Raw genomic sequence first — 22,724 nt, forward strand, 5'->3', positions numbered from 1 at the left:
AGACTGGTTAATGCGGATATTAACGGAGCCTTGCAGATAATCAGAAAAGTATTCCCTAAATTTTCATTAGATGAAGGGATAGCGGATGCAGTGTTGCATCCAGTCAAATGGTCGCCTCTCATTTGAGCGTCCACTTGACAAACGAAAATAGCTTGGCGGCTGGCTTTAGCTGGGTTGACGCTGTTGTAAAGTTGTCCTTATAGCTTCGGTTATCATCATAGATAAACGGAGTGTTTTAAAAAGGTTAACGGCAGATATTGGCTAAAAAAAGTTGCATTCTTAGGAAAATAGGGTCATTTGAAGCGAAATGACTGTATTGACCTAATATTTTCTAACATGAAAAATTATAAGGATCAATAATGACAAAAGCTGACGATTCACGTAAAAATGAATTCATCAGCTTTTTTTACTTAATGGTCATCATAATGATCTTTGCAGGAATAGATTATAACGTTCTCATTTGTATACTCATAAATAATTCTGTTTTTAGCATCAATTTTACGAGACCATAAGCCTGTTAGATTATTCTTTAAGCCTTCCGGTTTGCCCATTCCTTCAAAGGGATGACGTTTAATGTCTGTAATTAATTTGTTGATACGTTTTATTTTCTTTTTCTGCCTTTGCTTTTGCCAATTCAAGTAGTCGTCACAGCCATCATCAGTCCAACTTAGCATCTGATACCTCGCCATCTGGATCAATTAGTTCATGTTGATTAGTTTGTGCTTTAGCTACTTGCTTGCGTCCACGATTAATTTTATCCATTAGATATTTATTAGATTGAATTGCCAAGGTTTCTATTAAAGCGTCATATTCATCTTTGCTTAAGACAACGACATTATCTTCTGGATTTTTATTAGTTACAATCAAAGGCTCACTATCATCGTTTACTTGCTTAAAGTAGGTTTTTAAATCTTTTCTAAAATTACTATAGTTTACAGCATCCATAATAGTCACCATCCTTATTTTTTGTACAATTAATTGTACTATAGATTACTATAAAAACAAAATGACAAAAGCTGATGATTAACATAAAAATGAATTCATCAGCTTTTTGAATAGTATTAAACTTTAATTTTATTCAACCACGTGGCGTTTAAATGGATCGTCGGAAATGCCTTCAGCGAGGATATCTCTGGACCATTGCTTAGCTGAGAACAGTGAGTGGTCGCGGTAATTACCACAAGATTTGATTGTCGTTCCTGGCACATCTTCCCATTGAATGTTGTCGCGAATTTCCTCTAGTGATTCCTTCAGTGCCTTGGCAACTTCAGTGGTAGATGGGGTGCCCCAAACTAGAAGATGGAAGCCGGTTCTGCAGCCGAATGGAGAACAATCAATGTAGCCGTCGATGCGGTCACGCAATAGGCCTGCTAGTAGGTGTTCAATCGTGTGCAAACCGCCGGTTGGGATGGCATTTTTATTTGGTTGCACCAAGCGCAGATCGAAGTTGCTGATTTGGTCGCCCTTTTTGCCTTCCTCAACGGTGATTAAACGAACGTAAGGTGCCTTAACTTTAGTATGATCTAATTCAAAACTTTCAACTTTTCCCATGATATTTTGCTCCTTTTATAAAAATTTCTTCGTTACTCTAATTTTACTGGTTTTATTAATTTTTAGCCCCAAACTTGCTTGGCGGTGTCGATGACTAATTTGATCTTCTTCCATTGGTCGTCTTCGGTCAGAGTATTGCCTTCTTCGGTTGAGGCAAAGCCACACTGTGTGCTGAGGGCTAGGTTCTTGAGGGGTACCAATTTTGCCGCCTCATTAATTCTCTTGATTAAATCAGCTTGATTTTCCAATTTGCCATCCTTTGAAGTAACTAAGCCCAAAACAATTGATACATTAGGTTGATTATTCCAGATGGTTTTAATAGGATTCAAATCACCAGCACGATCGCTGTCATATTCTAGGAAGAAGCGATCATAGTTTAATTGAGCGAGGTATTTTGCGACTGGTTCATAGCTACCAGAGAAGAGGAAGGTGGACTTGAAGTTGCCGCGGCAAATGTGAGTGGCAATAGTTAAATCTTCAGGTAGGTCCGCCAAAGTTTTGTTAATAACATAAACGGCATTTTCGGCAAGTTCCGTATATTTGGCATGCTCTGCTGGATTATCCTTAGTTTCATTTAACTTGCTAATTAGGAAAGCCCAGGTAGTGTAGTCGATTTGAATGTAGCGACAACCTAGATCGTAGAAATGTTGGATGGTCTTGTGGTATGCGGTAGCCAAATCATCTAGATAGTCTTTTTTCGTGTCGTAAAATTCTGGCCAATTATCAGAACGGTTATCTCTGAAAAGCATGGTTGGTGAGGGAATGGTTTGCTTGGCTTCAGCGTGGTCTGCGTGTTTTTGTACGAATTGAAATGCCGCAAAGAAGGGATGCTCTGGATTGTAGGTTACTTTGTCAGCTAGTTCGGCGTTATCGGTTCTGGTCTTGGCACCGTGGAACTTGTAGCTTTCTTTATAGTCATATTTGGCTACGCCATTTAATCCCCAGAGAAAGTCAAGATGCCACCAACTGCGTCTGAATTCTCCGTCAGTTACGGCCTTGAGCCCTAATTCCTCTTCTTTTTGAATTAAGTGTTCAATCTCTTGATTCTCCACATGGGTCAATTCTTCGCGTGAGATTTCGCTTACTGTGAATTTCCGTCTAGCTTCTTTCAATGCTTGTGGTCTTAAAAAACTGCCAACGATGTCGTAATGTAATTCTGTCATAATTTTTAGCTCCTTTTTTAGTAGATGATTATTTAACGATGAAAAGTCCGGTGATGATCAGGATCGACCAGACAATGATGCACATTCGTTTAACTGCCTGCTTACTGATGATAATTTTTGAATTGGTAATTTCAATTGACTTGTCCATTTTGTCTGGCTCCTTTCTGAAAATTAAATAAGCAATAAAAAAACGCCCTTAGCATAGTGTTTCTATGCTAGGGACGCTTCAGCGTGTTACCACCCAGATTCAAGTTAGCTTCACAACTAACTCCTTACTAAGTACTCCCAAGGTTGGGAAAACTCGGACGGGGTAACGATCGTCACTCGTAAATTGCTTACTTAACAGCTCGCTCTTTAAAAAGCTCTGAGACCATATTCACTGCTCTTCGTAACATCGGTTTGCATCAACTCCGACTCTCTGAAGAAACTCTAAGCAATTACTCATTTCTTCTAAGCTTTTATTAATTTAATTGTCATTATAATACGACGATACAAGAGAGATGTCAAGGAAATTTTTGAGAAAAATCAGTATCATAGAAAAATAATCGGTATCAAATATGCTAAAATGATACCGATTATTTTTATGTTAACTTTATTTTACTTATAGCAGATAAATCATAAATAGTGTAAACTATACTTGACATTATGGAAAGCCAAGCATAATATGAGGTTACTTAGAGAAAGAAGGCAATTAAAATGGATGAGATAAATCTTTTTGCTATAGGTATTTTGGTTGGAATAATAGTGTATATTTTGATGGTTGCTTTTGGAAGTCAAAAAAGAAAACACAAGTATGATGAAAGACAAAAGATTATTCGTGCTCAGGGTATTAAATGGGGTTTCATTGTTTTAGTATGTGGTGAGCTTGTTGTTACTTGTTTTATAAAAAATAACTTTTTCGTGAAATATAGCATTACTATTAATTTTGCAGTTATTATGTTGTCATTAACTGTATTGGCAGTCTATGATATTTTACATGGTGCGTATTTTGCATTTAATGAAAAGCATATCAAGTCAGATAGCTGGTTAGATGTTGTTCTAGGAATTTGCTTCATTTTAGGATACAGCAATGATGCCAACAATGTTTTATCTATTCTGGGAGTGTTTTGGCTCGTCATCGGCGTATTAAGCTTATTCATGTTGCACCGTGATAAAGAAAGTGATAGGCTATGAAAAATTTACGGATGAAGGCAGCGCGAGCTGGCAAAGATTGGTCACAAGAAGACTTGGCTAAAAAAGTAGATGTTTCGCGGCAAACGATTTCAGCGATTGAGAAGGGCAATTATAATCCGTCAGTTAATTTGTGCATTCGAATTTGTCAGGCGCTAGATAAGACTTTAGATGATCTTTTTTGGCCAGAGGAGTGAAATAAAATGCAAAGTAATAAATCATGCTCTAAGTAATTTGGAACATGGCGTGAGCCTTGATAAAGTCGTATTTGAGCTAAATCATGATCTGGATAATTATTTACTATCACATAATTTTAAATTAACTCCTGAATTGACAAAGCTAGAAGTTTCATTGAATGAGAATCCTGATAAGTGGAGAAATGCTGGCTTAACAGGTTCAATTTAAAAATCAGTATCATAAGAAAATAATCAGTATCATTTCAAGTGATTTGATACCGATTATTTTTGTTCTTACTTCTCAATCAAACTCTCAAATTCATCCAAGCGCTTTTCAAAAGTCTTAAATGCATCTTCCAAGTAATCCGGCTTAGTCATGTCCACGCCAGCGTGCTTCATGATCTCTGTTGGGTAATCGCTAGATCCAGCCTTAAGGAAGCCAAGGTAGGCATCCCTCTCCGCCGTTGTTCCATGTACTACCTTGTTAGCCAAAGCAGTCGCAGCCGCAAAGCCCGTCGCATATTGGTAAACGTAGAAGTTGTAGTAGAAGTGCGGAATTCGTGACCACTCTAAGGCAATATCGCCGCCGGGTTCAACCGCATCACCGTAGTAGTGCTGGTTGATTTGTCCATAAACCTCATCCAGAGTATCGGCAGTTAATGGTTCGCCTTTGGCATCAGCTTCATGCAAGAATTGTTCAAAAACAGCGAATTGCGTTTGACGGAACAGCGTGCCCTTGAATGAGTCAAGGTAGTAGTTCAGAATAAAGGCCCGCGTCTTCGGATCGGTAATATGCCCCAGGAAATATTCGGTCAAAATATTTTCGTTCGTCGTTGAAGCAATCTCAGCCACGAAGATCGGATACTCGCCATAGATGTAAGGCTGGGTATGACGCGTATACCAAGAGTGAACGGAGTGACCGGTTTCGTGAACTAAAGTGTAAAGTGAATCAATATTGTCTTCCCAGTTGAGCAGTTCATATGGGTCAGTGTCGTAAGCACCACCAGAGTAAGCACCAGTCACCTTGTTTTTATTTTCCACGCTGTCGATCACGCGGTTATTAAAAATATAATCGACATGCTTCAAGTAGTCTTCACCAAGTGGGGCCAAGGCCTTCTTGGCAACTTCTTTTGCTTCCTTAAAATTGTAGGACAGTGATGGCTTACCCGTTAGCGGCACGTACATGTCCCACATTTGTAAATCTTTCAAGCCTAAAATTTTCTTACGCAGCGCAACATAACGGTGAAGCAGGTCAAGGTGTGAATCAACTTCTTGAATCAAAGTGTCGTAAACCTTGGTTGGTACGCCGTTTTCAGCTAATGCGGCTTCACGTGCCGAATTATACTTGTGCACGCGAGCGTTATAGTTGTGCTTCTTGACTACGCCGGAAAGAGTAGAAGCTAAGGAGTTTTGAAATTGACCATATGTTGTATAGAGCGTGTCAAAGGCACCTTTTCTGACGTCACGGTTCTGTGACTGAATCAATAATGAATAAAGCCCATCAGACAACTGTTCCATATTGCCGTCGTCATCTTGCACGTAGCCGTATTCCATGTCGGAGTTGGTTAAAACATTGAAAGTGTTCTCTGAAGTGCTTAAGGCATCCCCGGCATCGGCAATAATTTTTTCTTCCTCAGCTGGTAAAGTATGGGGCCGCTTATTAGTGATCGTTTCCAAGTAGTGAGCGTAATTCTTTAAGCGTGGTTCAGCTTGCAAAAATTGCTTGAACTTGTCTTCTGGGATGCTCAAGATTTCTGGACTAATAAAGCTGGTTACGGCTTCGAATTGATTAGCCAAACTCTGCACCCGGCTAACATAGCCTAAGTAGTGTGAATTAGCGGTATCGACATCACTAGACATAGTGGCATAAACGTAGATATTTTCTACCTTGCGTCTAACTGCTAAGATCTTGGTTAAGCCTTCGTATAAATCTTGTCCCGACTTAGCTAATGATCCTTTTAATTGATCAAGTTCAGCTACTTCTTGTTTAGTGTCGTCGTAAGCCTGCTCCCAATCTTGATCTGTCTTAAAAATTCTCGTCAAGTCCCATTTAAGTTCTGCTGGGACTTCATCTCTAGTTGGTATTGCCATATTTTCCTCCCTAATATATTAAATTTTGTATACATCGTGTTTGAATATATGATTGAATACAAAAAATAAGTTATTATTAATTATCGATAATTTTATTTTATCCAGAGATTAAAAGTGATACAAATAAACTGTATTAATTTTGAAGGGAAAAGATGTAAAGAATGGATCCAAATTCCAAACGCAGAGAAGAATATCGAGCCAAACACTCTTCGCTCAATCTTCATCGCAATCGTTCCTTAGCAGCGGATGCTACTGCACTTAAATCTGGCAACATGTTTGCCCGCTTCATTGGTGTGGCGTTCTTGTTAGTCATCTGCTTCGGTGTTGCCTGGGCAGCCCACATGTACTTTATGGTGCATAGTGCTATTGACAGTAAGGGTGGCGGCAACATTGCTAATTCAGTTAAGATTTCAACTAGACAACCCATTTCTGTACTTATCTTAGGAGTCGATCAAGGGATTGAAGGCCGACATGATCAAGGCAATTCCGATACTTTGATTTTAGCAACGACTAATCCGCAAAAGAATATGGCAACCATGACCTCGATTCCGCGGGATACGCTCGCTGATATTAAGGGTGACCCCGGCGACAAGTACTTTATGTTCAGAGTCAATTCCGCTTACGAGGTTGGCGGCAGTCGCACGAGCGTGAAGACCGTCTCCAGCATGCTTAACGTGCCAATCAACTATTACGTTGAGGTTAATATGAAGGCCTTGCGTAGTTTGGTTAATGCCGTAGGTGGCGTTGATGTCAATGTGCCGTTCAGCTTCTCATATGACTGGTGTGACTTCCACAAGGGTAAACAACACCTGAATGGTCGTCATGCCGTAGCTTATGTCCGGATGAGAAAGGAAGATCCGCGCGGCGATTATGGGCGTCAATTGCGTCAGCGGCAAGTAATTCAGGCGATTGCTAAAAAGGCTATGTCAGTTAACACCATTAGCAATTACCGCAAGTTAGTCGATATTTTTAATAAATACGTGAAGACTAACCTTAGCTTCAACGACATGTTAAGTTTGGCGCTGAATTATCGCGGCTGCATGAATAATTTGAAGAGCGGCTACTTGCAAGGACACGATGCCTGGATCGATGGAGCATCAATTCAAGTGGCTTCTACTAAGGAATTGCAGAAAACGTCAGACAAGATTCGCAAGAACTTAAATCTAGATACTGAAACCTTAGATAATGAAGAAACGCGGCAAAATGAATTGAACGATCAGAATAATCACGTTAAATGGGATAATCCACAAGCATTTACGAATTATCAAATTTATGAACGCGATGTGGATAAACCGGCACGTGGCTCTAATTCTGGCTATGGCAAAAATCCTAATCCGCAGTCGAGCAGCTCAAGTTCATCTTCAAGTGGTGGCTGGAAGTTCCAATGGTAATGAAAAACGCATCTGAACTAGAGATGCGTTTTTTGCTTGCGGTAAAATAAGATTAAGAGGTGAAAAAAGATGCTTGGTACAATTGTTAACACGTTAGCCCTACTCGTAGGAACGGCGATTGGCTGTTTCTTGAAGAAAGGGATCAACCAGCGCTTTGAAGATGTATTGTTTATTGCGATGGGGCTAGCGGCTCTAGGTATTGGTTGGGAAAATGTCACTAACAATATGCCGAAGAGTCATTATCCGGTTTTATTCATTGTTAGCCTTGCCTTAGGTGGCTTAATCGGTACGGCTCTGGATATTTCTGGCCGGTTCGATCGTTTAGTAGAAAAAGCTGGTAAGTCCAATCTAGGTAAAGGTTTAGCAACAGAGATTTTGCTCTGTTGCATTGGGGCGTTGTCAATCGTTGGCCCCGTAATGGCAGCCGTGAAGGGCGATAATACAATGCTGTTCACTAACGCGATGATGGATTTTGTAACGTCGATGGTCTTCGGTGCCAGCTTTGGCTGGGGGATGCTGTTAGTAGCGCCAGTATTGTTCTGCTGGCAAGGCAGCATTTATCTAGTAGCCCAATTTTTATCGGCTAGTTTTTTCACTGGGCCACTAGTAGCCGAAATCTCCATTGTGGGCGGCTTCTTGATCGCCTGCTCTGGTCTAGCTTTGTTAAAAATCCGCGATGTCAAAACCTTGAATTTTTTGCCTGCACTATTAGTACCAATCGCCTTTTTCATTATTAAAGATCTGACTGGTTTATTCTAATTGGATTGATTTTTCTAAAAATCTGTCCGTCTAACTTGTCATTAATGAGATTCTTTTTCATTCCCATTAGTTTAAAGTCAGCATTGCGAGCAATGCGCGCGCTTTTGCCATTTTCTACCGCAACGATTAGATCAACATACTGTAAATTCAGTTCGCTGAAGGCATACTGGCATAATTTTAAGACGCTATTAGTTACGATGCCCCGGCCTTGATATGTGCTGGAGAGCCAGTAGCCGATCTCGCCTTTTTGGTTTTTAACTAAATTATGCAGATCGATCATGCCGCTAGGTTCGCCGTTGACCAAGATGGTGAGCACGACCATGCGATCCTTGATCATCTTTTCTTGAATTGTCTGGATAAAGCTGGCTTCATCTTGAGCGGACTTCATTTGATAGGCCCAGGGCAACCATTTGCCTAGACTCACGCGATCGTGGGCAATTGCTTGATAAAGATCAATCGCTTGCCAGGATTGGGGCATAACTAGGTGAATGTCTAGGTCATCAAGTTGAAAGTGAATTAATGAAAAATAATAATGAATTTTTTCTTGAGGCATAGTGCGTCCTTTCTAGCTGAAAATCTGATTATAAAAAGTATACTTAATTTGGTAAAAAATGTCATTCTTGATCTACTGGTTGCAATACTACGTAATTTCTGATACGTTCGTAGCAACTAGTTTCTTATTGAAAGAAGGAAAAATCATGCAAAAGAAAGAATCTGCTTTTCCAATTATTTATGGCGTCATTTCTGCTATTATTTCTTTTATTGCTGTCATCTTCATTTGCCAGCGTAGTTTCAGGCTAAACTTACAATTATCGATTATTATCGCAGGAGTTTTTGCGATTTTTTTCTTCTGTCTGTCTTATTTTAGGGGACATGCTTCAGTTGAGATTAAGCGTATTGTTTATGAATATAAGTTAACGGACCAGCAGCTGGCTAAGATTACGGGGATGAAGGCAAGCGACTTTCCAATTTATCAGAATCGCCTGCAATTAATCTTGCCCAAACGTTACTGGCCTCGCGTATTAGATGCTTTGCAAAAATATGAAAAGCAGCAACAAGCAAAGGAATAGGGAAAAATGGGTTTATTAACCGTAAAAGATTTGAGTCAGAGTTTTATTGATAAGACTTTATATGAGGATGCCAATTTTGTCCTGAACAAAGAAGACCACATGGGAGTCACTGGACAAAATGGAGTTGGCAAGTCGACCTTGATTAAGATTCTGACGGGGGAAATTATCCCTGATGATGGTCAGGTCAAGTGGCAAAATAAAATCGATGTCGGCTACCTGGATCAGTACGCCAAGCTCGCACCAGGCGTGACAATTCGTGGCTTTTTGCGGACGGCATTTGACCAGCTTTATCAAAAAGAAAAAGAATTAAACGAGCTATATGCCAAGTATGCGGAAAACGGAGACGATACCTTGTTGGAAAAAGCAGGCAAGGTGCAGACGTACTTGGAAGAAAATAATTTTTACGAGATTGATACCGAAATTGAACAGGTGGCCGCTGGCTTAGGTTTAGCTGATTTAGGCTATGATCACGATGTCTCGAAATTATCTGGTGGGCAGCGTTCCAAGATCATTTTAGCCAAGCTATTATTGCAAAGTCCTGATGTCTTAGTGCTCGATGAGCCAACCAACTATTTGGATGTGTCGCACATCGATTGGTTAGTGGACTACTTGAATAATTTCTCAGGTGCCTTTATCGTGGTTAGTCATGACTACGACTTTTTAGGGCATATCACTAACTGCATTATTGACATCGATTTTGGCACGATTACCCGTTATACGGGTACGTTGAAGCAGGCGTTAAGACAAAAGGTGGCTAACCGTGAGACCTATATGAAGGCTTATGCTAATCAGCAGCGCAAGATCGCCAAGACTGAGGCCTATATTCGTAAGAATAAGGCTGGTACGCGAGCTAAGAGTGCTAAGTCACGGGAGAAGCAGCTGGCGAGAATGGACGTGTTGACGCCGCCTAAGAATAATCGCCGGGCGAAGTTTGAGTTTCCGTACGTAGCGACTGCTTCTAATTTGCTCCTGCAAACGCAAGACTTGGTTATTGGCTATGATCATGCTTTGGTTAAGTCGGCCTTTAACTTCTCCGTTGGTGGGGATGAAAAAGTGGCGATTACTGGTTTTAACGGGATTGGTAAAACTACCTTGCTTAAAACATTGCTAGGGCAATTAAAGCCAATCTTTGGCTCGTATGAGTTGTCAGTGACGGCTAAGTTGGCTTACTTCAAGCAGGATTTGGCTTGGCCGAATAGCAATATGACGCCTTTGCAATACCTGCAAGAAGAATTTGAACGCAAAAGGCCGCGGGAACTGCGTCAAGCATTAGCTCGCATGGGTTTGACCGCGCAGCAAGCGATGAGTCCCTTGAAGGAATTATCTGGGGGCGAGCAAGAAAAGGTGAAGCTGGCCAAGATGCAGTTTGAACCAGCTAACCTGCTTTTCCTTGATGAACCGACCAACCACTTGGATAACGATACCAAGGATGCATTAAGAAAAGCTATCGTGAACTTCCCTGGTGGCGTGATTATTGTTAGTCACGAGCGCGACTTCTTCCGCGGCGACTGGGTAGATAAGACAATCGATATTGAAACAATGAATTGAGGCTAATACCATGTCTGATAAGAAAGATGCCCAATTTTATCAGGAAATATTAGATATTTGTTTAACTGCAGGACGGCTGATGATCGAAGGTGGCAGCGAGATGTACCGCGTTGAAGATACGATGCTGCGCATTGCCCGTAACGCTGGCGTTGAAGATACGCGAGTGTTCGCGACCCCGACCTGCGTCTTCATGAGCTTAGATGGCGGCGACTTGTCGCAGATGAAGCAAATTCGCGACCGAAATATTAACTTGGAGCTAGTAGATCGGGTTAACCAATTATCCCGTTTATTTGCGGCTAAAAAAATCGACATTACGGAATTGCGTGAGCGCATTATTCAAGTAGCTAAGGCTCCGTCTTTTCCGATGTGGCTCCAGATCATCGGAGCGGCTGTCCTTAGTGCGACCTTGATGGTCTTGTTCATGGACAATTATGATTGGGTCGACTTTCCGGGGGCAGCGATTGTTGGTGCTGTGGGCTTTTGGGCATATTGCGAGTTTAAAAAATATACCAAAGTCCGCTTCTTATCGGAACTAATCGCGGCCATGGTGATGGGATTATTAGCCGTGATCTTGAATTATCTTGATCCGGCGGTAATTATCGACCACATCTTGATTGGTGCCTTGATGACGCTGGTGCCGGGCCTGGCTTTGACCAACGCCCTGCGAGATTTATTTATGGGAGATTTGCTCTCTGGTATTGTGCGAATGTGTGAGGCAACGCTGAGTGCATTAGCTTTAGGCGCTGGCGTCGGTTTGATCTTGAAGTTCATGGGGGCGTAAAAATGCCATTTTGGTTAGAAATAGTAATTAATGTTACATTCTCATATATTGCTTCGGTGGGCTTTGCTTTAACCATCAATGTTCCGCACCGTGCATTGAATCTCTCAGGAATTAGTGGCGCCGTGGGCTGGATGGCTTATTGGCTGTGCTTTAGAGCAGGGATGGGACGCATGCTGTCCAATCTGTTAGGTGCTTTTTTGATTGGCATCTTAGGACTCTGCTTTGCTCGGATAAAAAAGTGCCCGGTGACCGTCTTCAATATTCCGGCTTTAGTGCCGCTGGTGCCAGGGATGCCGGCTTATCAGGCAGTGCGTGCTTTGGTAATCGGCAACTACACGCAAGGACAGGAATTGATTCTGCGCGTGGCAATCGTCACTGGCGCGATTGGGATCGGCTTTTTGTTATCAACGATGTGTACTGAAGCCTTTTATAAATTGAAGCGGCGACACTTACGTAAAATTCAGCTGTACATTCAGCGTAAAAAATAGTACACTACTTATCGACGAGTCGATTGATTTAACGCGAGATGCGTAATATTTATGAGATAGAGGACATCCGCTTTTACTGGCAGGCGCGGGAAGCGCTGATGGTGGGCTCACTGATGTGAACAGTTAACTGCCCACATATGCTTTAAGCATGTGCCTTGAGTTAGAAGGACGAGCTTTTTATGAAGCTCGTCTTTTTTTATGATTTGATAAAAAAAGATGACAAAAAATTTTTTTGTAGTATGTTGGTATATAGATATTAAATTGGGGACTGTGTATTTTGAAGATTAATTTAAAAGACTTAAACGAAAAAATTGAGAATCAAGACTACATTCAAGATCTTGAAACGGTAAAATATGCTGCTATTAGTAAATCGAAGAACAAGATTAAGCCATATGCAGAGAAGATGGTTAAGGAAGCAGCTGCTGCTTTTAAGCATAATTCCTTAGTGCAAACGCAACTGACAGTTACTGGTCAGCGTCCAGCTACCTTCGCCTTAGAAACCAACATTATTAATCTGCCTTATAGCAATTACAAGAAGATCGCCAATTTCTTCGAAGAAGGGCAAGAATATCCGTTAAACGTGTATTTTGAAACGCGTTCAGATTTTGTCAACGTATCCGGCTTCAGAATTGATCAATTGGCTACTGAAGAAGAATTAGAAAAAGATCCTGATGCGGTAGTAACTAAGCTGATCGAAGCTATTATTGAAAAATTAACGACAATTCGGGAATATCAAAAACCGGAGAAGACCAAGGCTGAAACCAAAAAAACAGCCGCCAAGAAAAAGACGACTAGCAAAAAGAAAACTACTAAGAAAACGGCTAAAAAATAAGCATAATAAAAACCATCAACACTTTGTTGATGGCTTTTTGATTGCTATTTAATTTCTCTGAACTTGGTTAATGAGTGGTTGTTAGTGTAGAAGAAGAAGTCTTCAAAGACCGCACTCTTGATCACACCCTTTTCAATAATTGGGTTGATCGTGTCCGAGGTGTCAGGGTACTTAGCTTGGAAGCCTAAGTTGAGGTAGGCCTTGTTGACGCTGTAGTAGAAGTAGTGCTTCACGTCGTTAGTCCAACCAGTATCCTTGTACATTAATTCGATATGCTTTTCCTCATTAGCAACTAGCTCGTCGTACAAGTCATCGATCCATTGCTTAAGGCGCTTTTGTTCATCTTTGCCTAACTTGGCATAGCCTAAGCGGAACTTATAGCCTGGATAAATGCCGCTGAAGGAAGTCCCACGCAGAGCCAATTTCACAATTTCGGCGGTTCTGACCATTTGCCCTTGACCAAAAAGATAGAGCGGAGCGTAGAATCCGGAGTGATACAACGCGGTTTCTAGCAAGACGTTGGCCACCTTCTTTTGCAAGGCATCCCCTGATTGGTAGATCTTGTTCAGCGTGTGAATCTTCTTTTGCAAATAAGGATTATCATCTGCCCAAGCCAAGGTCTTCTTCACGTCTTCATCAGAGCTTAACTCACGCAAGACGTAGCTGTAACCTTTGTTGGCAATTGATTCCAAATATTGCAGGGCATTGAATACAGCAGATTCTTCTGGTGTAATCGCGTCTGCCTTGATCTGTTCCAAGCCATTTCTCATTTGCAAACCAGATGAGAAGGTCAATGAGCCAAATGCATGAAGCAATGCTTCTTGCACCGGCTTAGCTAATTTTAAAAATTCTTTTTTGTCTTCACTAACAGGAACGTGACGTGGCTCCCAAATAATATCATTTAGCCGCGCCCAGGCGGATTTATCGACTCGGTCCTCTATGTCGTTCCAGTTAATTGCTTTGTAATATTTCTCAGTCATACTTACTCTCTAAAATCACTTAAGAAGCTAATGTTACACGTAATTCCTTAGGTTTTTGTACTTCTTTGGTACTTTCACCCTTAGAAAGATCGTGAACGATCTTGCGGACATTCTTGACATCTTCGTCGGTACCGCTAAATTCTAGTAGATACAGTATCGGAATATTCAAAGTCGCGGCGATTTTCTTGGCGGTCTGCGCGAACAGGTCGTTGAAGTTTCGGTTGCCACAACCGATGATCCCAATAATATTCTTCTTATTATCTTTAAACGTTAAAAAATCAACGACGGAATCCATCATAAAGTCTTGATATGCGGGCACAATTAAAATGTACTTCTGTCCCATATCATACTTAGGGTTGGCATCGCTGATCTGATGGGCTTTCAACTGCGTTTTCTCCATGAAACGCTTAGTTTGCCCAGTGATTGAATAAAATGCTATTGCTACCATATTTTTCCCTAATAAATCTAATGTACTTATAACTATTTTCGCACCTAAAGAAAAAGTATTCAAATTTTGAAAAATTTCACCTATAATTAAAAGCAAGGAGGACGAAATATGTTTAGCTGGAATATCATTGGGATCTTGATTTGGGTCGCCATCATTCTTTATTTAGTTTTTATCGTCCAAAATATCCGCAAGCGGCGGATTAAGATGATTATCAAGAGCCACAAGCGATTTAAGTGGCCTAATTTTATTATTACTACTGTAGAAATACTGGTGTTGCTGGTTGCGACAGGCTGGATGTTCGCTCAGACCTTTATGGACAATCCAGATCTAGATGATGCTAGTCGAATTAGTTCAAGCGTGAAGTATGAACCGCTCATTATGAAGACGGGGATGGGCAATTCGAGCTATGTAACAATTAATTCAGCGAAGAAAAAGATGGGTTCGCAGACCTATACTTTTTATAAGGCTGGCAGCAAGATTACGGCTTCTAGCGATTATGCCTCGATCGCGTACGGCAATACCGCGCTGGACGTGAACGCCGAGAAGATTCCTTATGTGAAGAAAGAATTGGCTAAGAAGGATAAGGAATTTCAGCGTGCTTATGTAGCGATTTACACGGCGATGTATAAGAAAAACTGGCAAAACGGAGTAGGGATGCACGCGGGACATTTAGCAACGCGTTATTACCTGATTCGGGTACCGGACCGTAGTTTTATTAAGCAGAAGTAATTGAAGATACTAAAAAAACTAGATGATCATCAAAGTCATCTAGTTTTTCTTTGTCTAAAATAATTTTTTCTCATTCACCGCGGCCAATAGGCTCCCTTGAGTAAAGGCCAAGATAAAGCTGGCAGTTAAAAAGTCCATCACATTGCCTGACATAAAGGCTGCAAAGAGCATAAACGCAATTGACAAAAGCATTGAACTAATGAGATAAGTTTGTTTGCTTCTATCTGTCAGCCATTTGAATAAAGCATACAGCATAATCACGACATACGGCCCGATGAACAGCAGCATCCCAATCCAACCCAAGGAATAGATCTGGCTGGTGAAGTCTCGCTCTAGGTTAAAGATGTTCGTCTCACGCGTGTAAGAAATCCCGAGTAGCTTGTCTAGCTCATTATTGTTGGTTTTTACCACTTGATCCAGCATTGCCTGCTCTACATGTCGGTTTTGCATCCGCGCGGTGCCCGGCTCATTCATAATCTTTAGCCAGAATTCTGGATCGTACTTGTAAGGATAACTCTTCGTAATAAACTTTTTGTTTAAAGCATAATCTTGGTAATGCTCAGCGATAAAGTCCGTTAAAAATTCCTTGCGTTTTTGGCCAGTAGGATATTTTTTTAGTCCATTAGTCAATTCTTGCTTGGCTTGAGTCAGGCTGTTGTCTGATTGCTGAGCTAGCAATTTTTCATAATTGTAACGCTGAACAGCTGGACCAAAGGGGATGATCGCTAAAGCTCCTGCTTCAATTAGCAATGCTACCAGAAGTGCTTTGCCGCTCTTTTTTACATCACGCACGATGAATAAATGAAAGGCATAGAGCAGAATCCCGATAATGACCCCGCCGATTAAGCCGATGAGAGCGACCTTGGTGCCGAGTTCGATCATGGCTAGAGCTTGCACTACGTTCAGGGTGACTGTCTTCCAGTTGAAGTGATTGAACAAAAAGTAAAGCATTAATGGCACTAGCATGAAGAACAAGGCTGAGACCATGTTGGCAAAGTTGAAGAATCCCTTGGAGGCCATGTGTGAGTAGCCAATATTGGGATTGAAGAACCACTCGAAGATATTGGCACTGATTGGTCCAGTCTCATAGCTTCTCAGCGAGATCACGAAGAGGTTGCTGATGACGATCGTGAATGAAAACAGGCCGCTGATGCCCTCGATTACATAGCGGAACTGCTCTTTGGTGAAGTGCAACTCCTTAGTAAAGAAGATCACTAATAGTGGCATGCCCATTCTAATTAGGTAAAAAATTTCGCTCACAGTAGAGTAGCCATAATCAGTCGGATTCACGCTGTTAAAATTTTTTACGTGGATTAAATGCACGATCGAATAGACGATCAGCAAGACGAGGTAGACGATTAGCCACTTATCACGGCCTAGTTTTTGCCAGTTTTGCTTTTGACTGAAAAACATGCAGAAGATTACGAAAACGGCCGCAATGCGGATGATTGTTGGCAGCGTGAACGGCAGCATGTCAGCCAGCTTGCCGTGGTAGAACCAGTAGAGGTCCAAGAATGGCTGCATCAGAATGAACCAGAATAGCACGGTTCGTGTTTTTTCTCTCATTAAAACAAACTCCTTAACGGTTCGTGTTTTTTCTCTCATTAAAACAAACTCCTTAGTTGAACAATTTCTTTATAATTTTAGGCAAAAAAAGAACCGTCGTAAACAATTGCGCCGATTCTTTTGCTTAATTTTTATTTTTTGCTTTTTGAAGATTTAGCTTCGGTCTTTTTCTTGTCTTTGGCAATCTTTTCGATCTTGACTTCGTTAGTTGAAGCAACCTTGCTGTTCTTGGGAGCGCGAGCTGACTTCAGGTTCTTGAAGTTAACCACGATCTTGTTGTTCAAGTCGCTGATGGCCGTAGCATCGACTGGATCGTATGAAGTAATTGCTAACAGAGCGGAGTTTTCATAAATTTTTTCAACCTTGCCTTGGAATTGCTTCTTAAGTTCTTCTTCTGATTTAGCGTCAACAATTGCGCCAACCTTTACGTCTGCTTTTTTCATGGCTATATCTTCCTTTCTAATAAAAAAGTCTTAGTCATTTGCAACATTGTGATGTTAATATATATAAGCAACATTTTCAAGTGGGGGACTTTCTTTTGAAAAAAATAATTTTAATTGCGGGGCCAAGTGGTACCGGCAAGACGACAATTTCAGATTATTTAACTGAAAAATACAACATTCCACGCGTGCTCACGCATACTACTCGCCCCATGCGCTTAGGTGAAAAGCAAAACGTGTCGTATCATTTTGAGACTGATGAGACCTTTAGTAAGTTGCATTTCTTTGAACACATTAGATATGGGTCATATCAGTATGGTTCGAGTCGCGAGGCATTGAATCTAGCTTGGAAGAAGAGCAATTTGGTGTCTTTAATCGTAGATATTAAGGGCGTCTACACTTATGTGAAACAGTTGGGCGACAAGGTATATTTCTTATATGTCACCACTTCGACTAAGGATGAATTGCGGGAGCGCCTGCTTAAGCGCGGGGATGATCCGGCAAAGATTCAGGAAAGACTCAGTGGCAGTGAATTAAATCTCTTGCCAGCTGACTTGAAAAATTACGCGCATGTATTAGTTAACGATGATCTTACTCAAACAAAGAAAGCGCTTGATGCCTTGGTAGCAAAGCTCCGCGGCTAACCTAGTTTGTCTCCTTTTTACAGATTTCATTAAAATTTACATGGTTTCTTAACGTGATGGTAGTTTTTTTGAAACATTTATGTAACATTCGAGCGGTACTATATAAACCGTCAGCTGATCGAGGTCAGCTTAATTAAATGAAATTAAACGAATTAAAAAAATATATCTTAAGGAGACAATTAGTTTTGAGTTTTAAACGTACTTTAGTTAAATACACCGCAGCTTTATCAATCTTTTTCACTGGTCTTGCAACCGTTAATGTTCCAGCAGCAACTACTACTGTTCACGCTGATGAAATTTCAGTTAACTCTAGTGCTTCAACTGCAGACCTTGAAACCAGCAACCCAGCTGCAGGCACAGTTAAGACGGCTACTTCTTCAGTAACCAAGAAGCGTAACGCTGTTGTTAAGCTTGCTAAGAAGCAAATTGGCAAGCCTTACGTTTGGGGCGCAACTGGTCCTTCAGCATTTGACTGCTCAGGTTTAACTTCATACGTTTTCAAGAACGCAATCAACAAGACTTTGCCAAGGACTACTTATTCACAAATCAATCTTGGTAAATCAGTTGCCGTTTCAACTAAGAAGCTTAAGAAGGGTGACTTATTATTCTGGGGTAACTACCATGTAGGTATCTACATCGGCGGTGGCAAATTTGTTCATGCTCCAGCTCCTGGTCAAAATGTTAAGACTCAAACCTTAGCATCATTCTACCCATCAGCAGCTAAGCGTGTGATCGATTAATTAACGCTTGTCTATTTAAGATATTGAGAGAGTCGGGTCGAGTTGGCCCGGCTCTTTTTTTATCTAAAAATATAAAAGATTATGCTTATGAAAATTATTGTCGTAATAATAATTGTCGTGACAATAATCTGTGGAGTAATGATATGTTTATTGGACGAAAAGAAGAGTTAGCTAAATTAGAGCGACATTATGACTCAGGTGAATTTGAATTTGCAGTCATTGATGGACGACGGAGAATAGGTAAAACTACTTTAATTTCTGAATTTGTCAAAGATAAAGCAACCATCTTTTTTACAGGGATGCAGGAAAATGCTAATTCTAATTTGAAATATTTGAGCCAAGCCGTCTTAAAATTTGAAAATCCCACCTCTACTGGAACCGCAAGCTTTCCTAGCTTCAATGATTTGCTAGAAGAAGTGGGTAAGATTGCCGCTAAGCAGAGAGTGGTCTGGATCATTGATGAATATCCTTATTTAGCTGAATCATATCCTGGCTTCAGCTCTTTATTGCAAAAATTCATTGATCGTGTTTTTCTTAAAACCAAGTTATTCCTGATATTATGTGGTTCTTAAATGTCCTTTATGGAAAAACAGGTGCTGGGATATCAAAGTCCGCTCTATGGCAGAAGAACTATGCAGCTAAAAATTGAGCCCTTCAACTTTCATGAAGCTCAGGAAATGCTCACCCAAGTAGATAAGCAGTCGGCTTTTACCCTTTACTCTATTTCAGGTGGCATTCCCCAATATTTGAATTACTTTTCTCGCGAAAGCAACGTGAAAGCCGCCGTGATTAATAATTTCTTTCAAAAAGATGGGCGTTTGTTTGAAGAGCCGACTAACTTGATTAAGCAAGAATTGCGAGATCCGGCTAATTACAATTCCATCATTGCTGCGATTGCTCAGGGCCATTCGCGACTCAATGAGATTGCCACGGCAACCAAGATTAAAGCTACATCATTAAGAAGTTACTTGAATAACTTGACTGAGTTAGAAATCATCGAACGAATCGTGCCGGTTACCGAAGATCTTAATAAAAGCAAAAAATCGATTTACTGCATTCGGGATGGGATGTATCGCTTCTGGTATCGGTTCGTGCCCGCAAGGTTGACCTTGATTGAAAGAGGGATGAGTGAACAGACATGGCGCGGAATTGAACCAAGATTAAGTGATTTTTTAGGCCCAGATTTTGAAAAATTAGTTCAGGATTACCTGTGGGAGCATTACAACGTAGAACGGATGCCATTTACTAAGTTGGGCAACTGGTGGGGCCCCGATTCACGGACGCACAAGCAAGTTGAACTGGATGTCTTAGGCTATTCGGCAGATGACGCGAGTTTTACCGTCTTTGGCGAATGCAAGTGGCGCAATGAACCAATCAGCAAGCAAGTTTTAGAGAAGCTGATTTTTAATAGCAACTTGTTTAATTATCCGAAAAAGTACTATTACCTTTTTTCAAAAACGGGCTTTACTGCAGAATGTCAAAAATTAGCTACGGAAATTGGCTGTCAGCTGGTCAAATTTGAAAATATGTAAACAATTCGCAATTTTTATTAAGAAAGTATTACTTCTGTAACACCGCTGTAACATAAGCTAACTATTATAGAACATGTTAAATGCTTTTAAAGAAGTTTAAAGATTTTTCTGAAAACTACATTTTCGTTACCAAAAATAAAAAATCTAATAGATATAGATGTATAAAACATATAGGAGAGCTGAATGAATATTAAGAGTAATTTTGTAAAAGTTACTGCAGCCGCCGCTTTAACCATGACTGGAGTTGCTACAGTTAATGCTGTTAAGCCAAATGCAACTACTGCTAAGGTTCAAGCCGCTACTACCAAGGTTAAGATCAATTATGTTCTAGGTTATGGCGTGAACATTTGGACTAAGTCCAATCACGGCCACTTCACTGGCCAACGTGCTGCTCATGGCACCACCTGGACTGTAATTGGTCAAGCAACTGACAAGAAGGGCCGTAGTTGGTATCAAGTTGGTCAACACCAATGGATCTTGGCTCAATACACTGTTCAAGCTAACTCACCTAAGGCTAAGCGTGTTGTTAAGAAGACTAGTAATGTTAACAACGTGGTGAAGAAAAACAATAAGGCCAAGGCTAAGAAGTCAGTTCAAGCAACTGGCGATGCTTCAGCTGTTGTAACATTAGCTTCTGCCCAATTGGGCAAGGCTTACGCTTGGGGTGCTAGTGGTGAAGACAGCTTTGACTGTTCTGGCCTTACCTCATACGTTTACTCTAAGGCAGCCGGCGTTAAGTTAGGCAGAACTACTTATGCACAAGTTAAGCAAGGTACGACCGTTTCAATGAGCAACTTGCAACCAGGCGACTTGCTCTTCTGGGGTTCAGCCAGTGCTCCTTACCACGTAGGCATCTACGTTGGCAACAACCAATACATCCACGCTGCTACGCCAGGTCAAGGTGTTATCAAGCAAACCTTGAGTAGTTACTTCTACCCAAGCGTTGCTAAGCGTGTACTTAACTAAAAAATATAATCGTTATGGTAGCGAATCACTCTTGTGGTTCGCTCTTTTTTTACCAGCTTTCAAGTTTGCTCTTTTTTGTGACTAATGTGATAATGAAGACGTTGACAAAAAAGTAGTAAAAGTGGGAAGGTTATTTTTGCTACAAGGGGATTGAAGAATGGCAAAGCATAAATTATTTAAGCTGGGAGCGGCTGCCGCACTTACTGTGACGGGCGTTTCCGCACTCACATCGCTGAAGACCGTTCGAGCAGCTAGCTTTACTGCGATTAAACGGGTAAAAATTAATTATCTGCCAGGCAAGAGCCTGAATATCTGGACTAACTACAATAATGGCAAGTTCATGGGCTACCGGGCTAAGGATGGCACCATCTGGAACGTGGCGGAGACCGCCGTTGATAAGAAGGGCAATCTCTGGTATAAGGTTGGCACGCGTGAATGGATCGAGGCACGCTATACGGTTGATGTTGATAAGGACGCTTCAGCTAAGGCCGAGAATGCCAAGCTAAGGCCGAGAATGCCAAGCAGAATAAACTCGCTAACCTAGCTTCGAAGGTGAAAAAAGCTACGAAGAAAAAGGCCAAAAAGCCACAGAAGACTTCGCTTACGGCAGCCCAGCAAGCCTTAAAGAATGCGCAAGCTGCTGAAAAGAAGGCTAAAGAAGACATTGCTAAAGCCAAGGCAGAAGCTAAGGCGAAGAAGGTTAAAAAAGCTAAGCAAATTGTTAATACGGCAGTCAAGAAGACTAAAACCAAATCGGTCCAGGCTTCCAGTAAGGCTGCTTCTGTTGTCGCATTAGCTAAAGAACAAGTCGGCAAGCCATACGTCTGGGGTGCAGAAGGTCCAGATACCTTTGATTGTTCCGGCTTAGTACAGTATATTTATCAACACGCTGCCGGTGTCAGCATGCCGCGGACGACTTATGATCAAGTTAAGGTCGGTCAGACTGTGCCGCTAGATCAGCTGCAAGCTGGGGACCTAGTTTTCTGGGGTTCAGAGACGGCACCTTACCACGTGGCCATTTACATTGGTAATAATCAATATGTTAATGCGGCTACGCCGGAGCAAGGCACGATCTTGCAAACGATGTCGAGCTACTACAAGCCGACAATTGCGAAGAGAGTGTTGTAATTTTTGAAAAATAAGACAGGACATGTAGCCAAGATGACTGGGTCCTGTTTTTTGTTAATCAGAGTATTAATATGTTGGTAGTATTAGAATATTTAAAAAAAGTCGCACAATCATAGTTAAATTATGCCAACCTTATAATCGGTATAGTCATAAATTATTAGTTTAATTATTTCATAAGCAATCACTTGATATGATTGTTTATTTTTTAGTCTTGCTTTAATGACTTTATGAGTATATATGATATAATATTAGTGAAGGAGATGATCTTTTGAAAGCTGGAAAAGTGATGGATTTGCTTCAAATCAGTCGTTCAACTCTGAAACGCTATCGTGAAAAAGGAATCCTTGAGGCTAAAAAATTGCCAACCGGTCAATATGATTTTGATGATGATTCCGTTTTTTTGCTTAAGAATAAACATTCCAAACGCTTGACCGTTTTATATGGCCGAGTTTCAACCTATAAGCAGAAAGCTGATTTGGCTAATCAAATGCAGGAGCTGTCTGATTTTGCCCAAAGCAAAGGCTTTCAGGC

General features: G+C 41.0%; 24 protein-coding genes and 3 pseudogenes. 17 read left to right on the forward strand and 10 right to left on the reverse strand.

Translation table 11 applies throughout. The features are described from left to right. Window positions 1-410: 410 nt before the first annotated feature. The 4 genes from BLP58_RS08945 to BLP58_RS08960 form a co-directional block, all read right to left on the reverse strand. On the reverse strand, window positions 411-674 hold the full coding sequence (locus BLP58_RS08945) for a Txe/YoeB family addiction module toxin (RefSeq protein ID WP_013854792.1): 264 nt from the start codon (window positions 672-674) through the stop codon (window positions 411-413). Then, entirely contained in the window at window positions 658-945 is a 288-nt protein-coding gene (locus BLP58_RS08950; RefSeq protein ID WP_013854791.1) for a type II toxin-antitoxin system Phd/YefM family antitoxin, read from the reverse strand. The genes BLP58_RS08945 and BLP58_RS08950 overlap by 17 nt, the downstream gene beginning before the upstream one ends. A 129-nt stretch (window positions 946-1,074) precedes the next feature. Next, window positions 1,075-1,551 (reverse strand): S-ribosylhomocysteine lyase, encoded by a 477-nt coding sequence (locus BLP58_RS08955; RefSeq protein WP_013854790.1) that lies wholly within the window; start codon window positions 1,549-1,551, stop codon window positions 1,075-1,077. A gap of 62 nt (window positions 1,552-1,613) precedes the next feature. Next, window positions 1,614-2,714: a vitamin B12 independent methionine synthase gene (locus BLP58_RS08960; protein ID WP_013854789.1), complete on the reverse strand. Its 1,101-nt coding sequence runs from the start codon at window positions 2,712-2,714 to the stop codon at window positions 1,614-1,616. Window positions 2,715-3,410: 696 nt separating this feature from the next. Between BLP58_RS08960 and BLP58_RS08965 the strand changes: the two genes are divergently transcribed. Genes BLP58_RS08965 through BLP58_RS08975 form a run of 3 tightly spaced genes read left to right on the forward strand, consistent with a single transcriptional unit; the run spans window position 3,411 to window position 4,289 of the window. Continuing rightward, window positions 3,411-3,887, forward strand: coding sequence for a hypothetical protein (locus BLP58_RS08965; RefSeq protein WP_013854787.1), 477 nt, complete (start codon window positions 3,411-3,413; stop codon window positions 3,885-3,887). Further along, window positions 3,884-4,081, forward strand: coding sequence for a helix-turn-helix transcriptional regulator (locus BLP58_RS08970; RefSeq protein ID WP_013854786.1), 198 nt, complete (start codon window positions 3,884-3,886; stop codon window positions 4,079-4,081). Before BLP58_RS08965 ends, BLP58_RS08970 begins: the two co-directional genes overlap by 4 nt. Beyond that, on the forward strand, window positions 4,056-4,289 hold the full coding sequence (locus tag BLP58_RS08975; RefSeq protein ID WP_025084256.1) for a bacteriocin immunity protein: 234 nt from the start codon (window positions 4,056-4,058) through the stop codon (window positions 4,287-4,289). Before BLP58_RS08970 ends, BLP58_RS08975 begins: the two co-directional genes overlap by 26 nt. Window positions 4,290-4,354: 65 nt before the next feature. Here the strand turns inward: BLP58_RS08975 and pepF are convergent, their stop codons facing one another. Further along, entirely contained in the window at window positions 4,355-6,151 is a 1,797-nt protein-coding gene (pepF, locus tag BLP58_RS08980) for an oligoendopeptidase F (RefSeq protein WP_013854784.1), read from the reverse strand. Window positions 6,152-6,312: 161 nt separating this feature from the next. On the opposite strand from pepF, the gene BLP58_RS08985 reads away from it, so the two are divergent. Next, entirely contained in the window at window positions 6,313-7,542 is a 1,230-nt protein-coding gene (locus tag BLP58_RS08985) for an LCP family glycopolymer transferase (RefSeq protein ID WP_013854783.1), read from the forward strand. Between the two features lie 69 nt (window positions 7,543-7,611). Then, entirely contained in the window at window positions 7,612-8,301 is a 690-nt protein-coding gene (locus BLP58_RS08990; protein ID WP_013854782.1) for a DUF554 domain-containing protein, read from the forward strand. Here BLP58_RS08990 and BLP58_RS08995 read toward each other — a convergent pair. Beyond that, entirely contained in the window at window positions 8,276-8,854 is a 579-nt protein-coding gene (locus BLP58_RS08995) for a GNAT family N-acetyltransferase (protein WP_013854781.1), read from the reverse strand. The genes BLP58_RS08990 and BLP58_RS08995 overlap by 26 nt on opposite strands. A gap of 145 nt (window positions 8,855-8,999) precedes the next feature. Between BLP58_RS08995 and BLP58_RS09000 the strand changes: the two genes are divergently transcribed. The 5 genes from BLP58_RS09000 to BLP58_RS09020 all read left to right on the forward strand — a co-directional run bounded on the left by BLP58_RS09000 (window position 9,000) and on the right by BLP58_RS09020 (window position 13,020). Next, a complete protein-coding gene (locus BLP58_RS09000; RefSeq protein ID WP_025084257.1) occupies window positions 9,000-9,371 on the forward strand; it encodes a hypothetical protein in 372 nt (123 codons plus the stop codon). 6 nt (window positions 9,372-9,377) lie between these two features. Next, window positions 9,378-10,919 (forward strand): ABC-F family ATP-binding cassette domain-containing protein, encoded by a 1,542-nt coding sequence (locus BLP58_RS09005; protein ID WP_013854779.1) that lies wholly within the window; start codon window positions 9,378-9,380, stop codon window positions 10,917-10,919. A gap of 10 nt (window positions 10,920-10,929) precedes the next feature. Further along, window positions 10,930-11,700, forward strand: coding sequence for a threonine/serine exporter family protein (locus tag BLP58_RS09010; RefSeq protein ID WP_013854778.1), 771 nt, complete (start codon window positions 10,930-10,932; stop codon window positions 11,698-11,700). A 2-nt stretch (window positions 11,701-11,702) separates the two neighbouring features. Further along, on the forward strand, window positions 11,703-12,188 hold the full coding sequence (locus BLP58_RS09015; protein WP_013854777.1) for a threonine/serine exporter family protein: 486 nt from the start codon (window positions 11,703-11,705) through the stop codon (window positions 12,186-12,188). A gap of 277 nt (window positions 12,189-12,465) precedes the next feature. Beyond that, a complete protein-coding gene (locus BLP58_RS09020; RefSeq protein ID WP_013854776.1) occupies window positions 12,466-13,020 on the forward strand; it encodes a hypothetical protein in 555 nt (184 codons plus the stop codon). A 44-nt stretch (window positions 13,021-13,064) separates the two neighbouring features. On the opposite strand, the gene BLP58_RS09025 is transcribed toward BLP58_RS09020, so the two are convergent. After that, window positions 13,065-14,000: a ribonucleotide-diphosphate reductase subunit beta gene (locus BLP58_RS09025; RefSeq protein WP_013854775.1), complete on the reverse strand. Its 936-nt coding sequence runs from the start codon at window positions 13,998-14,000 to the stop codon at window positions 13,065-13,067. A 2-nt stretch (window positions 14,001-14,002) separates the two neighbouring features. Then, window positions 14,003-14,448, reverse strand: a pseudogene (gene nrdI / locus BLP58_RS09030) (class Ib ribonucleoside-diphosphate reductase assembly flavoprotein NrdI). A 108-nt stretch (window positions 14,449-14,556) separates the two neighbouring features. On the opposite strand from nrdI, the gene BLP58_RS09035 reads away from it, so the two are divergent. Next, a complete protein-coding gene (locus tag BLP58_RS09035; RefSeq protein WP_013854773.1) occupies window positions 14,557-15,177 on the forward strand; it encodes an LVIS_2131 family protein in 621 nt (206 codons plus the stop codon). A 54-nt stretch (window positions 15,178-15,231) separates the two neighbouring features. Here the strand turns inward: BLP58_RS09035 and BLP58_RS09040 are convergent, their stop codons facing one another. Both BLP58_RS09040 and BLP58_RS09045 read right to left on the reverse strand, forming a co-directional pair. Then, window positions 15,232-16,743, reverse strand: a complete 1,512-nt coding sequence (locus BLP58_RS09040) for an O-antigen ligase family protein (RefSeq protein ID WP_041817308.1) — start codon at window positions 16,741-16,743, stop codon at window positions 15,232-15,234. 131 nt (window positions 16,744-16,874) lie between these two features. After that, a complete protein-coding gene (locus tag BLP58_RS09045; RefSeq protein WP_013854771.1) occupies window positions 16,875-17,186 on the reverse strand; it encodes a DUF2187 family protein in 312 nt (103 codons plus the stop codon). A 95-nt stretch (window positions 17,187-17,281) separates the two neighbouring features. Between BLP58_RS09045 and BLP58_RS09050 the strand changes: the two genes are divergently transcribed. The 6 genes and pseudogenes from BLP58_RS09050 to BLP58_RS09075 all read left to right on the forward strand — a co-directional run. After that, window positions 17,282-17,827: a guanylate kinase gene (locus BLP58_RS09050; RefSeq protein ID WP_013854770.1), complete on the forward strand. Its 546-nt coding sequence runs from the start codon at window positions 17,282-17,284 to the stop codon at window positions 17,825-17,827. Window positions 17,828-18,012: 185 nt separating this feature from the next. Continuing rightward, window positions 18,013-18,567 carry a C40 family peptidase gene (locus BLP58_RS09055; protein WP_013854769.1) on the forward strand — a complete coding sequence of 185 codons (555 nt, stop codon included), beginning with the start codon at window positions 18,013-18,015 and terminating at the stop codon, window positions 18,565-18,567. A 143-nt stretch (window positions 18,568-18,710) separates the two neighbouring features. Further along, window positions 18,711-20,099 (forward strand): annotated as a pseudogene (locus BLP58_RS09060) (ATP-binding protein). Between the two features lie 183 nt (window positions 20,100-20,282). Then, window positions 20,283-21,065, forward strand: a complete 783-nt coding sequence (locus tag BLP58_RS09065) for a C40 family peptidase (protein WP_013854768.1) — start codon at window positions 20,283-20,285, stop codon at window positions 21,063-21,065. 157 nt (window positions 21,066-21,222) lie between these two features. Then, window positions 21,223-22,193: pseudogene (locus tag BLP58_RS09070) on the forward strand (C40 family peptidase). 268 nt (window positions 22,194-22,461) lie between these two features. Continuing rightward, a partial coding sequence (locus BLP58_RS09075) for a MerR family transcriptional regulator (protein ID WP_143000338.1) occupies window positions 22,462-22,724 on the forward strand: 263 nt, incomplete at its 3' end.

Source organism: Lactobacillus kefiranofaciens, from assembly GCF_900103655.1.
Lineage (GTDB): Bacteria > Bacillota > Bacilli > Lactobacillales > Lactobacillaceae > Lactobacillus > Lactobacillus kefiranofaciens.

Excerpts from the sequence above, each read along its gene's own strand:
- BLP58_RS08945 (WP_013854792.1), bottom strand. The coding sequence starts at position 674 with ATGCTAAGTTGGACTGATGATGGCTGTGACGACTACTTGAATTGGCAA.
- BLP58_RS08950 (WP_013854791.1), bottom strand. The coding sequence starts at position 945 with ATGGATGCTGTAAACTATAGTAATTTTAGAAAAGATTTAAAAACCTAC.
- BLP58_RS08955 (WP_013854790.1), bottom strand. The coding sequence starts at position 1,551 with ATGGGAAAAGTTGAAAGTTTTGAATTAGATCATACTAAAGTTAAGGCA.
- BLP58_RS08960 (WP_013854789.1), bottom strand. The coding sequence starts at position 2,714 with ATGACAGAATTACATTACGACATCGTTGGCAGTTTTTTAAGACCACAA.
- BLP58_RS08965 (WP_013854787.1), top strand. The coding sequence starts at position 3,411 with ATGGATGAGATAAATCTTTTTGCTATAGGTATTTTGGTTGGAATAATA.
- BLP58_RS08970 (WP_013854786.1), top strand. The coding sequence starts at position 3,884 with ATGAAAAATTTACGGATGAAGGCAGCGCGAGCTGGCAAAGATTGGTCA.
- BLP58_RS08975 (WP_025084256.1), top strand. The coding sequence starts at position 4,056 with ATGATCTTTTTTGGCCAGAGGAGTGAAATAAAATGCAAAGTAATAAAT.
- pepF (WP_013854784.1), bottom strand. The coding sequence starts at position 6,151 with ATGGCAATACCAACTAGAGATGAAGTCCCAGCAGAACTTAAATGGGAC.
- BLP58_RS08985 (WP_013854783.1), top strand. The coding sequence starts at position 6,313 with ATGGATCCAAATTCCAAACGCAGAGAAGAATATCGAGCCAAACACTCT.
- BLP58_RS08990 (WP_013854782.1), top strand. The coding sequence starts at position 7,612 with ATGCTTGGTACAATTGTTAACACGTTAGCCCTACTCGTAGGAACGGCG.
- BLP58_RS08995 (WP_013854781.1), bottom strand. The coding sequence starts at position 8,854 with ATGCCTCAAGAAAAAATTCATTATTATTTTTCATTAATTCACTTTCAA.
- BLP58_RS09000 (WP_025084257.1), top strand. The coding sequence starts at position 9,000 with ATGCAAAAGAAAGAATCTGCTTTTCCAATTATTTATGGCGTCATTTCT.
- BLP58_RS09005 (WP_013854779.1), top strand. The coding sequence starts at position 9,378 with ATGGGTTTATTAACCGTAAAAGATTTGAGTCAGAGTTTTATTGATAAG.
- BLP58_RS09010 (WP_013854778.1), top strand. The coding sequence starts at position 10,930 with ATGTCTGATAAGAAAGATGCCCAATTTTATCAGGAAATATTAGATATT.
- BLP58_RS09015 (WP_013854777.1), top strand. The coding sequence starts at position 11,703 with ATGCCATTTTGGTTAGAAATAGTAATTAATGTTACATTCTCATATATT.
- BLP58_RS09025 (WP_013854775.1), bottom strand. The coding sequence starts at position 14,000 with ATGACTGAGAAATATTACAAAGCAATTAACTGGAACGACATAGAGGAC.
- BLP58_RS09035 (WP_013854773.1), top strand. The coding sequence starts at position 14,557 with ATGTTTAGCTGGAATATCATTGGGATCTTGATTTGGGTCGCCATCATT.
- BLP58_RS09040 (WP_041817308.1), bottom strand. The coding sequence starts at position 16,743 with ATGAGAGAAAAAACACGAACCGTGCTATTCTGGTTCATTCTGATGCAG.
- BLP58_RS09045 (WP_013854771.1), bottom strand. The coding sequence starts at position 17,186 with ATGAAAAAAGCAGACGTAAAGGTTGGCGCAATTGTTGACGCTAAATCA.
- BLP58_RS09065 (WP_013854768.1), top strand. The coding sequence starts at position 20,283 with ATGAATATTAAGAGTAATTTTGTAAAAGTTACTGCAGCCGCCGCTTTA.